The organism is Shewanella woodyi ATCC 51908 (genome assembly GCF_000019525.1).
GTDB classification, from domain to species: Bacteria; Pseudomonadota; Gammaproteobacteria; order Enterobacterales; family Shewanellaceae; genus Shewanella; species Shewanella woodyi.
Map to the genome: position 1 here is coordinate 1,516,813 of NC_010506.1, position 14,865 is coordinate 1,531,677.

Below are 14,865 nucleotides of genomic sequence, written 5' to 3' on the forward strand. Positions count from 1 at the left end.
AATATACTTTTATATAATATAAAAAGTTAAAGGGGTTGCGGTTGCTATAAAAGTCTAAAATATAGACTCTATAATAAGTAATCAAGCTGTAAAATAATCGATTTCTCTTCTGCGTCATATAGAGTGGTAGTGACGGCATAAATTAGAAAAGTTAATCTCTCACTTAACCGATAGGAAAGAAGATGACTGATGTAATTTTTAACAATACACGTTTCGACCCCGATTTAACTCCTTTTCATGAGCATGCTAAACAGATGGCAAAAGCCTTTGGCTATACTGCTGCTTTGGATTTTGATAAAAACCTAGCTCAGCTTGTGCGCTTGCGAGTGGCGCAAGTTAATCAGTGCTCCTATTGTTTGATTTTGCATAGCAAAACAGCGAGAGAGGTGGGGATCGAGCCCGCTAAAATAGATAATCTGGCCAGTTACTGGGAGTCTGAACTTTATAGCGAGCAGGAAAAAGTGGCCTTGAGTTATTGTGACAGACTCACTCAGGGGACAGATCCCCATTTTCATGAGATACACGAGCAAGCTAAGTGCTTTTTTTCCGAAAAAGAGATAGCCGAGTTGGCGGCAATTGTTATCAATATGAACTTATGGACGCGTTTAAAGCTAGCTCAAGGTGCAACTCCTAGCTACGCAGAGTAAACCTGTTTAGCTGTGTTGAGTCGTTAATTGGCAATATGGCCATAACTCAACACGCGGGTGACTTTCCATTCGCCGTTCTTGTTGTGCCAAACCATAACGAATTTGGCTTGGCCATGACACTCCTTGGTTGCAGGCTTGCAAAAGTAGTGCACTCCTTCGGTTATCGCGCCAAAGTCATTAATGGGATAGGCGTTAAAGGATTCAGCAACAAGCTTGCGGGTATAGTTCCCACAGGCATTTTTTTGAGTATTGCCAATCATGGCCTCACGGGTCCAAGTTACGCCACCATTGTCGTGATAGAACTCGACTGCCTCATCGAAGTAACTGGCGTGTTTGGCTAACTCTTTCGGGTCTTTACAGTGATTAAAAGCCTCAAATACTGCCGTATCAAGAGGACGCATTGTCTCTATTAATGGGGCTTGGTCTGCTTGGGATGTTGTAGTGTAAAGCAGCGCAAATATCGATAGCACTTTTATCAACAGTACTCCACTGCCTCTAGATAGGTTTTTCATTATAACTCCATGATGTGATTGACTATCGAAGCTTAATTAAACTGGTTAATCCCTTGATGCCGGGCTTTGTCATTGACCCTAAGAACTTCGGCTAACATGGCATCTAGCTGAGCGCGGTCAAACATTCTGCCCTCTCTGAATACGGCGTTAATGCTGCGGGTGTTATTGATATCAAGTAGTGGGTTACTATCGAGCAAAACAAGATCTGCCCGGTAACCTGACTTTATCTTTCCTGTGTTACTCCTCATCCACTCTCCGGGAGCGGCTGTTGCAGAGTAGAGACTCTGAGCATTGCTAAGTCCCGCTTGAGTTAACGAGTTCAGTTCATCATGGAGTGAGAACCCCGGAACCACAGCGGCGGTATTGGCATCAGTTCCGGCCATAAAGAGTACATCATTGTTATTAAGCGCTTGAGTCATAATGTGGATCGCGCTTACGTAGGTCTGCCAAAATCGCTTTGAACGCTCAACGGCTTGAGGATCGCCGAGAGTCTCTTGGCTTAGCTGGTAGCTGTTATGGCCCGGTAGCCAACCTTTGGCTAGCACTGTACCTTCCACAATTCCTGGGTTGGCGTAGGGAAGGGCTATCTCTTTTAATAAAGGTGTGAGTGCAAATTTTTGTCTCGTCAGGCTCTCCATAAGCCAGATTGATGAGGTAACCGCTATCTGCTTCTCCTTTAGTTTTCTCGCCACTCTATTGCTACGCATCTCAACGTAACTTAAGTATTGCTCTGCACGATCATGGTGATAGCCGCCAAAGTCTTCACTGAGTGCTTTGGTTATCTCCTCTACATGGGCAAGCTCTGTTTGCCCCGAATGCCATAAGCCGTTAAGTCCGATGGAGTAGGGGAGGTGGCCAACTGTTGGCAGTCCAGCTGCTTTGGCTGAATCGAGCAGCTGATGGTAGATCTCCTCATTGATAAAGCTGCTTATCTTTATGGCGTCAAAGCCGTCGTCTACCAAGGATTTAACGAGCTTGTTTACCTGCTCATGGGTTGAGACATTGATGCGGGTTCGTGTCCAGCTATTAAAGAGTGCTTCGATGCCGCTTAGGCTGTTGACCTTCTCTGAGGCGATAAAGATATCGGGACCGATTAAATCCTCTCTGATCTGTTTTCGCCACGCTACGTATTCAGGGACGCCGCCCATATCACGAATATAGGTGATGCCGTTTGCTAGGTAGAGTAATAGATCGTTAGGGCTCCTCTCTAGGTGAACATGGGAGTCGACGAGCCCCGGAATAAGGTATTTGTTACTACCATCGACTATTAAGGGGTTATTTAAGAGGCTATCTACGCGCTCCTGAGGTGGATTAATATGGGCTATTTTTCCATTCTCAAGCAGGATTGATTGGTCTGGGAGCATGGTTAAACCATCAGCAGAAAGCAGGTTCACATTTTCGATTAATATGGGACCGCTTGTGGGGGAGAACTGCTCACGCTCTATGATTTGCGTATGAGCTCCCGCTCTTTGTGTCATCTGATATTCGACCCAAGTGTAAGTGATTAAGCTGGCAAGCGGTAAAAATAGCACTGATCCAAATAGCCACTTTTTCAATAGTGATAGCCTCATCACCTTGTCCTCCATTACTTTATCTGACTGTCTATTTTCCTTGATGCTGTTCGACCTCGGCTCTATTTACTCTTACTTGATATCTCTTGCTAAATATCATCTTAATTAGCCAATAGAACATAAAAATGAACAGTAAAAGTACTGGCATCCATAACAGAGAAGATCCATGTAACACCTCTGGAATAGCAGCTTTTTGAGCTAGAAATGACATAGTGGCCATGATCATGGCGATACACATACGCCATAGATGACGTGCGACTCTGTGTTTTCCATAGACCCCACCCTTGAGCAGCATGATAAGATCTAAGGTTGCGGCAAACGCGGCGACAGAACCGAAAATATAGAAGAAGGCGGAGGGGATGTTTGTTCCCGGTGAGACCCCAAGTGAGCCTAAGATAAATAGAGTGGCGGCTAGGGTTGTGATCGTCGCGAAGGCGAGTTTGTCGAACAGGCCTAGGCTACCTTCAGGTCTCTTGATTGCCATCCAAGAGGTGGAGGCCATATAGCCAGTCAAAATCCCCATTACAGGTAACTCCATCTTCACCGCATCAAGATAGATAGCAGTTGCGGCGACGGTCATCATGGCGAAGAAAAAGCCATTACCAGCAGTTCTGTGTACTTTAGTGCCTTTACGGCTAATTAAGGCTGTTATTCCGCAGAGAAGCGCAATCGCTCCTGCAGTAATATGAAATATCAACATAAGTATCCCTTCTAGCTTTTTATTCTGAATTTTTATTATTAGCTGGGGGAATATGCAAGAAAAAAGCCAGTGAATAAGTCTCTGATTAAAAAGGAAGGTTTTGTTCTGTCAAAGCAGACATTGGGAGATTTAGATTAAAAAGTGGGGAAAATGACCAAAACTAACCATTTACTTTAAACGTTAGAGGTTTAATCGTTAACATCACTATTTTCAACCCTAGAGCAAGTTAGTATCACACCTAATTAGGTTCGATAAGGTTTAGCGGTTGGTAGAGTATTGATAATCAGTCGTGCAGTGGTTATCTTATTGATTAATAATGGCTAGTTTATTTATCTTATATATTTCAAAGGGGCGTAGTTGAATAGGTCAATTTTAATTATTAAAGCATATTTACTTGCGACTCTTTTGTCTTCTTGTGTTCCTGTTCCAAGAGATTTTTATAAGCCAATTTATGAAGAGGGAACTGTTACTTCTTCGGGGTGCGGGGGGGCGGGCGATCCTGCAACAATATTAATTCAACTTGAAGAGGGCATAGAGATTAAAGTAAGAGCTTCAAGTTCTGATAGTGACGATGAGTTTGTTAACTTTTATGTACAAACTGATATTTCTGCTCCTGATGGCGTTGTATTTCAACTAGCAAATGATTCGATGCTTATTGAAGATAACCTTACGAATAAAAGTTGGAGGTTAGGCATTGAATACTTATCCACGAATAACGCAAATTATCTTGGTTTAGAAGATTCAATTATAGAAGTTGTATACCCCAATTTGAGTCAAAAGATTCAAGCTGAAATCAAAAAATCACATCAAGATACTGGTTATATACAGGTGGAACCATTATCTGAAATAATTGGAAGAACTAATTCATATGACATAGCTTTCAGCAAAAAAAGATACTTTAATACAGGTATGTGGTTTTCTACGATGAATCAAAAAATGGAGTCAAAGCTAGAAAATTTCTCAGTTTACCTCCCAAGTATTATTGTTAATGGTAATAAAGTTGACTTAGGTGAAATTAAATTTATTCATGTTAAGTACATTGGTATAGATCCATTAAACTGTTGAAGTCATGCATGGCACGGTTAAATTTCTCACCAAAGAGCGCTACACTCCACGGAGTTCACAGAGAAGAATTGGAGTTTGCTACCTATATTTTACTCTCACTCGAATTTATACCGTTAAGTAAAACCTCCGATAAGGTGTGCTATGAAACAGAATATTGTCCATATCGCTCTGGTTGTAAAAGACTATGATGAAGCGATTGATTTTTATGTGAATAAACTTAAATTTGAACTTATTGAAGACACCTATCAACCAGAGCAAGATAAACGTTGGGTTGTTGTAGCTCCACCAAACTCCCATGGCGTTACTCTGTTACTAGCTAAAGCTTCAAAGCCTGAGCAATTCGACTTCATAGGTAACCAAGCTGGTGGACGTGTATTTCTCTTCCTCAATACCGATGATTTCTGGCGTGACTTTGAGCGGATGAAATCTATAGGAATTAACTTCATTCGAGAGCCAAAAGAGCAAGACTATGGAACAGTTGCGGTGTTTGAAGATCTATACGGAAACTTATGGGATCTTTTGCAACTAAACCCAGAGCATCCAATGGCGAAAAGATAGATTAACTAATAGGGCAGATTGAGTGCAGTCGCATCCTTATCTTTTTGTGGGGAGCCACCAGACTCTGAAACAATTTATATGAGAGGCTCCTTCAAGGCTGCGCATGGCTTAGGAAAATAAATAGTTCATGAATTATCAAACTTTTCAGCCTCATCCAGATTTAGAATCGCTAATTAGCTGTTATTGGACTTTGGAAGTTCCTTCAACAGGGGATACTCAAAGACAGACTATAGTTCCTGACGGTACAATCGAAATGGCGTTTATATTGGGGGACGATATAAAACGATATACCTCGGAGAGTCATTTCATTATACAACCTAGGGCTATGGTATTAGGGCAAAACACGACCTCTTTTAACATTGAGCCGACAGGGTATGTCGATACATTTGCAGTCCGTTTTTATCCTTATGGCTTTGCCAATTTTGTAAATGTACCTATTAAAACATTGGCAAACAAAGAAACACCAATAGAGATGTTGTTTGAAAAAACAGTAGCCCAAGATTTAGAACAAGAGATTATTCAAGCATCTGACACAAAACAAAGAATAGAGATAATCGAATTATTTCTTTTGAAGAAACTAACTGAACATACGATGGCTGACAGGATTGTTAGAACAACAATAGATACTTTGCTCACAACAAAAGGAGGGACATCGATTAGTGAGATTTTTAAAGACGATCCATCCAAAAGAAGACAACTTGAGAGAATGTTTGTAAACAAAGTGGGTGTTAGTCCGAAACAGTTAGGTAAATTGATTCGATTACAAAGCGCTTTAAAAATGTTACTTAACGAAGAAGGAGGAACTCTTACCAATATTGCATATGAAAATGATTACTACGACCAATCTCATTTTACTAAAGATTTCAAAGATTTTACTGGAGTCAGTCCAAAAGAGTTTTTAGGGAATGAAAATATGGCCCTTTCTTCCATTTTCTACAAATGAACTGACTCTGTCGCATTTTTACAATTTCCTTCCCCGATATCTGTTTAATCTTGCCTCTGCATTCCAACTAGTCAATATGAGGTTACATGAGCAAAGTAGTATCTAGATTCTGTCTTACGCTTGCTATGTTAACTTTTTAGCACACAGCTTGTCTTAGCGCAGGTAGAGTTAATTAGAAAAACAGAAGAGTGACTTAACCATAATTTAAAGTGGAGAGGGTATGAAAAATTATATTTCAATTTTTGAAATTCCAGCAGCAGATATTTCACGTGCAATCGAATTTTATCAAGCAATCTTGAATATTAGTATTGAAAAAATCAACATGCCAGATATGGAGATGGGCCTATTCCCTTATGAAGAACAAGTGGTTACTGGTGTCATCGTGAAAGTAGAAAGTTTTCAACCTTCTGCAGAAGGTGTGACTATTTACCTAAATGGTGGAGACAATCTTCAAGTCATTCTGGACAAAGTTGTGAAACATGGCGGAAAAACCATTGTTTCCAAAACAGCCCATGCTGATGAAAGTGGATATTTTGCAATTTTCCATGATTCGGAAGGAAATAGAATAGGACTACACTCGCCAAATTAATTGAAAAATGGATGTATAACAAAGGTTTTTGTTGAGAGGATCAGACTGAAGACAAATAGACCAGCACCAACACATGAGTAGGGGAAACCTGCTAAGAAGGTTTTGTCTAAAAATGAGTCTATCGTATCTTGGAAAGCTAACTCGAAGAGATACTCACGTAGAAGCCAGTATTAGGTGTTAACTTAGCTGTGCTCTCTGTTTAACTCAGGCAGAGAAACTGGGATTGAGTACCTTCTATGCTATAACTCATTGTTGAGACATTGCTTTACTGTTAGTCTTGGGTGATTAAAGTACTAGCAACCTGTTCCTATTAAGACCGTTCTTATTCGGAATTCAGCCTGATATACTGTTAAATGCCAAGGAGTATACAGTGCGTACTGAGATATTGGAAAATCTTAAAACTCTAGAAATTAAAGAGAACATTAAAATACTGTATGCATGTGAGTCGGGCAGTCGAGCGTGGGGATTTCCATCAGCTGACAGTGACTATGATGTTCGTTTTGTATATATTCGAAATAAGGATTGGTACCTTAGAGTTGATTATGAATATTGTAGAGACGTAGTTGAAAAACCTATTAATGATTTATTAGATATCAGTGGTTGGGACTTGAAAAAAGCACTTAAGCTTCTTAGAAAATCAAACCCCGCACTAATTGAATGGTTCAATTCGCCAATTGTCTATCTGCAAAATGATAAATTTACAGAGGCTTTTAAAGAGTTAATACCAATTCTCTATTCACCACGCTCTTGTTTTTACCACTACTCACATATGGCCAGTGGAAATTTCAGAGAATATCTACAGGGTGAAACAGTAAGAATTAAGAAGTATTTCTATGTCCTTAGACCTATTCTAGCGATGCAATGGATCGAACAAGATCGCGGTGTTGTTCCAATGGAATTTGAAGTACTAGTAGATGAATTGGTGCATGATGAAACCCTAAAGTCTGCAATTCAAAAGTTACTTGAAGATAAGCGTAAAGGTTTTGAAAGTGCATACCTTCCTAGAATTGATGTTATTAGTGACTTTATCAGCTCAGAGTTAGAAAGGTTTAAGGATAAAGCACAAGAGCAACAAAAATCTGAAACAGATTTTAGTAAATTAAACCCATTCTTCATTGATGTTTTAAATGGCGAATACGGCAGCTTATAGGCGTTGAAAGAAAAACTAAACAGTGAGTATACAAAACAAAGGGGTCGTAGCCCATTAGCTAAAAATCGAAGAAGTAAACAACTCAGTGTGAATGCGGCTGTGGGCTTCGGTTTCAAGGATGAAACCGCAGAGCGGCCAAGGATGGCTTCACAGCGTCCCGCAGAAGTATTCACACATTCTGCATGCTGCAGGCAATAAACAACACTTCAGCACTGGTCTCCAACAACCCTTCAAGTACCAATCCAACCCAATGAACCCAGCAAAAAGATACTTAAAAACGTGTTATCCGACAAGTTCAATCAGCTTGTATTTGCCCCACCAACAACACTGGTGCAGCATCCAGCTCATTGGCATCCATCATGGCAGCGATACGCTCGACCGATGAGAGAAGTTGGCTTTGCTCCCACTCTTCAAGGTTTTGGTAGCGGGTAATAAAGTGCTCCTGCAGAGGTTTTGGCGAGTGACTGAGTAGTGCTTTACCTGTTTCACTTAAGGAGAGGTGAACCTTACGCTTGTCAGTTTCACTGCGGGTTCTTATGACCAGTTCACGGCTCTCTAATCTGTCGATAATGGTGGTGACGGTGGCAGGGCTTAATGCAACCTCTTTGGCTATCTCTTTGGCCAATGGGGCTTCAAGTTGTTCAATGCATTGCATCACCATAAGCTGGGGGCCAGTTAAACCGGATTGCTTATTGAGTTGGCGGGAGTGTATATCGATAGCTCGGATCACTCGGCGTAGTGAAATCAATAGTTGCTCATACTTTTCCATAACCTTTCCTTTGCCGTGAGATTCAACGCTGCTCTGTGTAGAGCGAATAAAAATGCGGTATAACGCATGATGCCTGAGCGTTATACCGCATTTTTTAGTGGTTGAGCAAGGTTTGCTTAAAAATCAAAGGTTCTAGCAATAGAGAGTACAACACGGGTATCGGCCGTATCCATCTCCATGCTGGTGTCTTCAACGGCAAGATTGAAGTCAAAACCTTTTAGGTTAGTCATATATTCTGCGCGGAAGTGGTTGTAAGACTCATCACCTTCCCAGGCAAATTTGTTGATATCTTTTGATGTTGAGCGGTCAATACTGACACGGATATCATGACCTTCGGCAAGGGTAAAGGTGTGTGCTGCCATCATGATGTAGTGACCTGCATCGGTGCCAAAGTAATCCCAGGTGTACCAGAAGTTAAGCTCACTCTCACCGATTGATGAGCTGTAACCCAGTTTAGCGTAAGCCTCTGGGTACTGGTACTCATCTGAAGCATCATCACCATGGTAGGTGTAATAGGCGATACCGGTATCGAATGAAACGCGGTCGTTTAGTTGGAAGTATTTTCCAACGTAAAAATCTAACTCTAACCAAGTATCATCAGCTGAGCCAAAATCAACATTTGAAGCCCATGACCCCACATACCAACCTGAATCTGCTGCGTAATCGAGACTTGCCTGCAGAGCTGGCTTGTTATCTGTTTGGCTTACACCGTTAAAGGTGTAGTCAGATGTGGCTGTAACGGTTGAGCTAACGCCTGCTATCGCTGTAGTTGGTAGTGCTATTAGGCCGACTAGTGCGAGTTTTTTTATGGTGTTTTTCATCATTTCCCTTTCTTTTAGTTAGCTAATTCTATTTTGCTGAAATCAATTTTGTTCTCTTTAGGCGAACGCTCAATGGCTGCAACCTTCTTGTACTTAGTGGCTAGGATATAACCGAAACAAGCTAAGATAAGGCCTATGGCTAGTGCGCCAACCCATTGGATCTGTAGAAAGTCTAGTTTAAACAGCAGAGTTAACCCGCTCATCAGCGCGATGTTGCCTAAGATGTATTTGGTTTTACCGAAACGCTCAACCGTTAGGTTAAGGTTATCTGTGTAGAGTCGTATTAATGAGTCGAGTGAGTTCACCACAAAGGTGATGCCCACAACCACCATAGCCAAGTTATAGAAACCTGTGGTGGCTATCTCGTTGGCGCTATAGTAGTAAAGCACGGTGAACCATACGGCGATTGGCAGTGATGGGAATACCATCATGGCTATCAACACTTGGTATGTTTTTAAGCCGCCAACAAAGCGCGAGGTGAACTGGCCAATCATGATGCTCCAAGCAAACCACCAGAATAGATAGAACTCATGGTAATCATTCATTGGCAGAACAAAGTGATGAATATTGCCGAAGTAGTCGCCAATCATAGCAAAGGTAGTGAAGAACTCACCGACACCTGAACCTTCAGAGAGGAAAGCGCCTGCCCACATGATGAGGATCAACGCCATAAATAACCAAGTACTGGCTAAGCTGAGTATGCGTACATAACGTATGCTGGTACTTGAGTAGACCGCTGCGGCAATAATCACAAATACAATAAGGTAGAAGCTGCTGACGATGGTCTCACCGTCGCCCATCTCTGGTAAATACCAAGGCAAGTTGGTTAATAGCAGATAAGCGGTAAAGGCACAGGTGCCGATAATCACTAAGTTATTAATAAACTTGATAAGTGGGATCTCAAAGAATTTAACTCTTGGCTCTATGACGCAGAAGTAGAAGCAAGTTAAAAAGTAAAATGCCCAGATTAAGAAGGCCCAGAAGCCAAACTCTATGGCTAAGGGGTTAGTGAAACCATACTCAGGGCTCGCGCTTAAGTCGGCATAACCTGCAAACTCGGTAAGCGGGAACATGATGAGCCCGACATCTAATCCAGATGTGAATAAGATGGCGATAAAGGTAAAGGTGCGCACAGGTGTGACACCGATACATTCAACATTGCCCCAGCGATAGATCACAAAGGCGATGGCCGCGAAAGTAAATAGTATTCCTATAGTAAGCCAAGTCGTCATTATCGAACTCCTAGCTTAATTGTTTTGCAAAACATAAGGTTATTTCCTAGTTTTTATTTTTGTTAGGCCAGAGAACAGCAAATTTTGGCTGCAGGAATCCCTCAAGCCTTAATTATCGTTTTCACGAAAGTTAAGGCTTGATAGATTTTATCTGGCGATTAGGGCCATTTAGCCTTTCAGCTTAGGCTGGCCTTATGCCTGTACTGGTGAATTTGCCAATTAGGACAATTGGCAAAATTCCCCAGTTAAGGTGTTATCTTGCTGCTGAGCTATGCCTTTGTTGAGTCTGCCAGTTATTGCTAATGGTGACTGAGGCAGCACTTGGCGCTAATGGTGTGTTACCTAAAATCAGATCGGCAGCTCGCTCGGCTAACATGATGGTCGGTGAATTAAGGTTGCCATTGGGAATGGTCGGAAAAATAGAGGAGTCAACCACTCTAAGTCCCTGTAGACCATGCACTCGCGTTTGTGAGTCAACCACTGCCATCGCATCTTCGCCCATCTTGCATGAGCAGGAGGGATGATAGGCACTCTCTACGCTGCGTCTGACAAAACTGTCTATCTCTTCATCGGTTTGCACACTGATGCCCGGTTGGATCTCTTCACCGCGGTACTGATCCAGTGCTGGCTGATTGATAATCTCTCGTGTCAGGCGAACGCAAGCGCGAAACCCTTCGATATCATCACTGTGTGATAGGTAGTTAAAGAGAATATTGGGCGGGGTGTGGGGATCATTTGACACCACTTTTACACTGCCGCGACTCTTAGGTTTGTTATGGCCGATATGCACCTGAAAACCATGGCCTGCAAAGGCCTCTTTGCCATCGTAACGCATCGCCGCTGGTAGGAAGTGGTACTGAAGATCTGGCCACTCAAGTCCCGCTTTAGAGCGAATAAAGCCACAGGATTCAAAATGGTTGGTGGCTCCAAGACCTGATTTATTGAGTATCCAGCGGGTGCCGATAAACAGCTTGTTTAACGGATCAAGCTTGCCGTTGAGCGATATGGGCTTAAGGCACTTAAACTGAAAATAGAATTCGAGATGGTCTTGTAAGTTCTCACCTACGCCCGGCAGCTCGTGTACCTGCTCTATGCCTGCATCAGCGAGTGTTTGAGCTGCACCGATACCTGAGAGTTGCAATATATGTGGTGAGCCGATGGAGCCTGCTGATAGCACAACCTCTTTACTGGCGCTTACTTCAATATGCTGGCCTTTACGCTCAAAACGAACACCAACTGCTTTTTTACCCTCACCTTCGTTGGTACTAAATAGTACCTTGTGCACTAAGGCATGGGTGATAACCGTGAGGTTGTCGCGCTTCATTGCAGGTCTTAGATAGGCGTTTGAGCTTGACCAGCGCACGCCGTTTTTAACTGTCATGTGCATCGGGCCAAAGCCCTCTTGCTGCGCGCCGTTATAGTCGTTTGTCGCTAGATATCCCGCATCAACACCTGCATCAACAAACGCCTGATAGAGCGGGTTTTTCATATTGTTGCCGTTATTAACGCCTAATGGACCATCAACGCCACGATATTCATCTTCGCCAAAGGCCCAGCTTTCCGCTTTTTTGAAGTAGGGCAGGCAGTGGGCATAATCCCAATCTTTGGCTCCCTCTTGTTGCCACTCATCAAAATCACGGGCATGACCACGGACATAGACCATGCCGTTGATCGATGATGAGCCACCGAGCACTTTGCCTCGTGGGCAGTGCATACGGCGGTTATCAAGATAGGGCTCAGCTTGGGTTTCAAACTGCCAAGCGTATTTCTTGGTGTTCATTGGAATTGAGAGCGCCGTTGGCATCTGAATAAAGATGCTCTTATCACTGCCACCGGTTTCGAGCAGCAATACCTTGTTGCTTGGGTCCTTTGATAATCGGTTTGCTAACACGCAGCCTGCGCTGCCTGCGCCAACAATAATGTAATCATAATCAGTTGTGGATTGGGTCATATCAGCTCCTTAAAATGGACTTTCAAGGGGCTGCATACCCACATAAACCGCTTTGATCTGGGTGTAAGCTTTTAGGGTTTCACTGCCATTTTCACGGCCAATTCCCGACATCTTGTAACCGCCAACGGGCATCTCGGCTGGTGAGGCGCCATAGGCATTGATCCAGCAAATACCAGCTTGCATCTGATGAATAACGCGATGGGCACGGGTGATATCTTGGGTGAACACGCCAGCAGCTAACCCTAAACGGGTATCGTTAGCACGGCGGATCACTTCATCTTCATCGTTAAATGGCAGCACGGACATCACAGGACCAAAGACCTCCTCTCTGCTCAAGGTCATCTCGTCACTGCATTGGCCAAAAATGGTTGGGGCAACAAAGTAACCACCTGGACAGTTGTTAGGGGTTAGCGCATGGCCACCTGCGAGCAGCTCGGCGCCCTCAGATTTACCAATCTCTATGTAATTTAAGACCTTGTTTTGATGCTCTTTAGAGATAAGCGCGCCAAAATTCGTCTCAGGATCCATGGGATCGCCACACACGATATTCTCTTGAGTACGTTTAAGAAGCTTCTCGATAAACTTAGGGTAGATATCTTGCTGCACAAAGACGCGAGTTCCGTTAGTGCAGATCTCACCTTGGGTATAAAAGTTACCTAACATGGCAGCTGACACCGCATTATCTATATCGGCATCATTGAAGATGATTAACGGTGACTTGCCGCCGAGCTCCATAGTGACCTCTTTGAGCGAAGTCGCTGCTGCCGCCATCACTTTCTTACCTGTGCCAACTTCACCAGTGAAAGAGACTTTGGCAATCTCATCATGATTGGTTAGCCAAGCACCGACACGACCATCACCTTGGACGACATTAAATACCCCATCAGGAACGCCAGCTTGGGTAAAGATCTCTGCAAGCTTAAGTGCGCCCAGTGGTGTCTCTTCAGATGGCTTAAAGATCATGACGTTACCGCATGCCAGTGCAGGTGCTGATTTCCAGCAAGCTATCTGTAGTGGGTAGTTCCAAGCGCCAATACCTGCACAGATGCCCAGTGGCTCGCGGCGGGTATAATAAAAGTCATCGCCGACACTCTGCTGATTGCCTTCGATACTGGGGGCTAGTCCTGCAAAGAATTCGATTGAATCCGCTCCGGTAACCACATCGACAACGGATGCTTCCTGCCAAGGTTTTCCTGTGTCTTGTACTTCAATGGCTGCAAGCTCGTCATTTCGCTCCCGAAGCAGTGCTACAGCGTTAAGTAGAACGCGACTGCGCTCCATGGCAGTCATCTTTGACCAAGTTTTGAATCCCTCTTTAGCGCTTTCAATGGCGGCTTGTTGGATCTTCTCATCGGCAACTTCAACTAAATAGTTCACTTTTCCATTGGCTGGATTAATGACTTCAAAGGTTTCTCCGCTCTCATTATGGAGCGCTTTTCCGTGGATATAATTTGGATAAACAACTAGTGACATCGGGTTTCTCCGTACGACATGATCACTGCCTCGATAAAGGCTTTACATAGAATCTGGGCCTGTTCGAACTCTTTTTCTGGTGCGGCGTCGAGTGCGCTACGCAGCCAAAAACCATCAATCATGGCGGCAGTCTGTTTAGCTGCTGTGATGGCCTCTGCTTGTGGAAGTAGTTTTTTAAAAGAGAACAATAGGTTGCTGTACAAGCGTTGGTTGTTGATATGTTGCAGTCTGGCCAGTCCTTGTTCATGCATAGCTTGTGACCAGAAGCATAGCCAGGTTTTTGTTGCGGGTCTTGAACGTTGCAGCTCGGTAAAGTTAGCTTCAACAATGGCATGTAAGCGCTCAAGTGGTGTTAAGGTTTTACCGGATGTGCGACTTAACAGAGCTTGTTTGAGCTGCTCTAAAAGGTATTTCTGCGTTGCTTCAATCAACCCCTGTTTGCCACCGAAATAATGGCTAATCAAACCAGATGATAACCCTGCCAACCCACTTATTGTATTGATGGTTGTGTTGTGTAAACCGTGGCGTTCAACAGAGACTAAGGTGGCGTCGATGAGCTGTTGTTGTCGGACGGTTTTCATTGGCGGGCGCGGCATAGAGACTGAATTCCTCTGTTTGATTATTGTTATTTTTTGTGTGGAATTGGGCACTGCACATTGTTAATTGAACGTTCAATTAATAACAACTCTAATGGTTAGAGCTGTAACTATCAAGCTTTATCCGAAATTGAGGGGTGCGTCACGGAACTGTTTTCTGGTTTTATGGTGGTGTGCTGTATTTTTTAAGTTGTTGTTTAATAATTAGTTAAACGGGGGTTTGAATGTGTCTTGCTAAGAGATAACTAGAGATAAATTAATTTTGAGTACAAATTAGTTTTAACCGTA

The 14,865-nt window shown here is 43.1% G+C and carries 15 protein-coding genes; 6 read left to right on the forward strand and 9 right to left on the reverse strand.

Annotated features, from left to right (window positions below):
* Positions 1–182 precede the first annotated feature (182 nt).
* Entirely contained in the window at positions 183–647 is a 465-nt protein-coding gene (locus SWOO_RS06025) for a carboxymuconolactone decarboxylase family protein (RefSeq protein ID WP_012323823.1), read from the forward strand.
* A 23-nt stretch (positions 648–670) separates the two neighbouring features.
* Here SWOO_RS06025 and SWOO_RS06030 read toward each other — a convergent pair whose 3' ends face one another.
* Genes SWOO_RS06030 through SWOO_RS06040 form a run of 3 tightly spaced genes read right to left on the reverse strand, consistent with a single transcriptional unit; the run spans position 671 to position 3,430 of the window.
* A complete protein-coding gene (locus SWOO_RS06030; RefSeq protein ID WP_012323824.1) occupies positions 671–1,159 on the reverse strand; it encodes a nuclear transport factor 2 family protein in 489 nt (162 codons plus the stop codon).
* Between the two features lie 32 nt (positions 1,160–1,191).
* Positions 1,192–2,730, reverse strand: a complete 1,539-nt coding sequence (locus SWOO_RS06035; RefSeq protein ID WP_012323825.1) for an amidohydrolase family protein — start codon at positions 2,728–2,730, stop codon at positions 1,192–1,194.
* Positions 2,731–2,761: 31 nt separating this feature from the next.
* Complete coding sequence (locus SWOO_RS06040; RefSeq protein WP_012323826.1) at positions 2,762–3,430, reverse strand: DUF2306 domain-containing protein; 669 nt, start codon at positions 3,428–3,430, stop codon at positions 2,762–2,764.
* Between the two features lie 357 nt (positions 3,431–3,787).
* On the opposite strand from SWOO_RS06040, the gene SWOO_RS06045 reads away from it, so the two are divergent.
* From SWOO_RS06045 to SWOO_RS06065, 5 genes are all read left to right on the forward strand, one after another.
* Positions 3,788–4,495: a hypothetical protein gene (locus tag SWOO_RS06045; RefSeq protein ID WP_012323827.1), complete on the forward strand. Its 708-nt coding sequence runs from the start codon at positions 3,788–3,790 to the stop codon at positions 4,493–4,495.
* A 141-nt stretch (positions 4,496–4,636) separates the two neighbouring features.
* Positions 4,637–5,053: a VOC family protein gene (locus tag SWOO_RS06050; protein WP_012323828.1), complete on the forward strand. Its 417-nt coding sequence runs from the start codon at positions 4,637–4,639 to the stop codon at positions 5,051–5,053.
* Between the two features lie 127 nt (positions 5,054–5,180).
* Positions 5,181–5,996 carry an AraC family transcriptional regulator gene (locus SWOO_RS06055; RefSeq protein ID WP_012323829.1) on the forward strand — a complete coding sequence of 272 codons (816 nt, stop codon included), beginning with the start codon at positions 5,181–5,183 and terminating at the stop codon, positions 5,994–5,996.
* A 220-nt stretch (positions 5,997–6,216) separates the two neighbouring features.
* The gene (locus SWOO_RS06060) at positions 6,217–6,585 is read left to right on the forward strand and encodes a VOC family protein (RefSeq protein WP_012323830.1); all 369 of its coding nucleotides are present in this window, start codon (positions 6,217–6,219) and stop codon (positions 6,583–6,585) included.
* 370 nt (positions 6,586–6,955) lie between these two features.
* On the forward strand, positions 6,956–7,735 hold the full coding sequence (locus tag SWOO_RS06065) for a nucleotidyltransferase domain-containing protein (protein WP_012323831.1): 780 nt from the start codon (positions 6,956–6,958) through the stop codon (positions 7,733–7,735).
* Between the two features lie 295 nt (positions 7,736–8,030).
* Here the strand turns inward: SWOO_RS06065 and SWOO_RS06070 are convergent, their stop codons facing one another.
* From SWOO_RS06070 to betI, 6 genes are all read right to left on the reverse strand, one after another.
* The gene (locus tag SWOO_RS06070) at positions 8,031–8,504 is read right to left on the reverse strand and encodes a MarR family winged helix-turn-helix transcriptional regulator (protein WP_012323832.1); all 474 of its coding nucleotides are present in this window, start codon (positions 8,502–8,504) and stop codon (positions 8,031–8,033) included.
* 116 nt (positions 8,505–8,620) lie between these two features.
* Positions 8,621–9,325, reverse strand: a complete 705-nt coding sequence (locus SWOO_RS06075) for a TorF family putative porin (RefSeq protein ID WP_012323833.1) — start codon at positions 9,323–9,325, stop codon at positions 8,621–8,623.
* Between the two features lie 14 nt (positions 9,326–9,339).
* Positions 9,340–10,557 carry a choline transporter gene (locus SWOO_RS06080; RefSeq protein WP_012323834.1) on the reverse strand — a complete coding sequence of 406 codons (1,218 nt, stop codon included), beginning with the start codon at positions 10,555–10,557 and terminating at the stop codon, positions 9,340–9,342.
* Between the two features lie 253 nt (positions 10,558–10,810).
* A complete protein-coding gene (gene betA, locus SWOO_RS06085) occupies positions 10,811–12,508 on the reverse strand; it encodes a choline dehydrogenase (RefSeq protein ID WP_012323835.1) in 1,698 nt (565 codons plus the stop codon).
* Positions 12,509–12,517: 9 nt separating this feature from the next.
* Entirely contained in the window at positions 12,518–13,981 is a 1,464-nt protein-coding gene (gene betB / locus SWOO_RS06090) for a betaine-aldehyde dehydrogenase (protein WP_012323836.1), read from the reverse strand.
* Positions 13,972–14,577: a transcriptional regulator BetI gene (gene betI, locus SWOO_RS06095; RefSeq protein WP_012323837.1), complete on the reverse strand. Its 606-nt coding sequence runs from the start codon at positions 14,575–14,577 to the stop codon at positions 13,972–13,974. Before betI ends, betB begins: the two co-directional genes overlap by 10 nt.
* Positions 14,578–14,865: the final 288 nt, after the last annotated feature.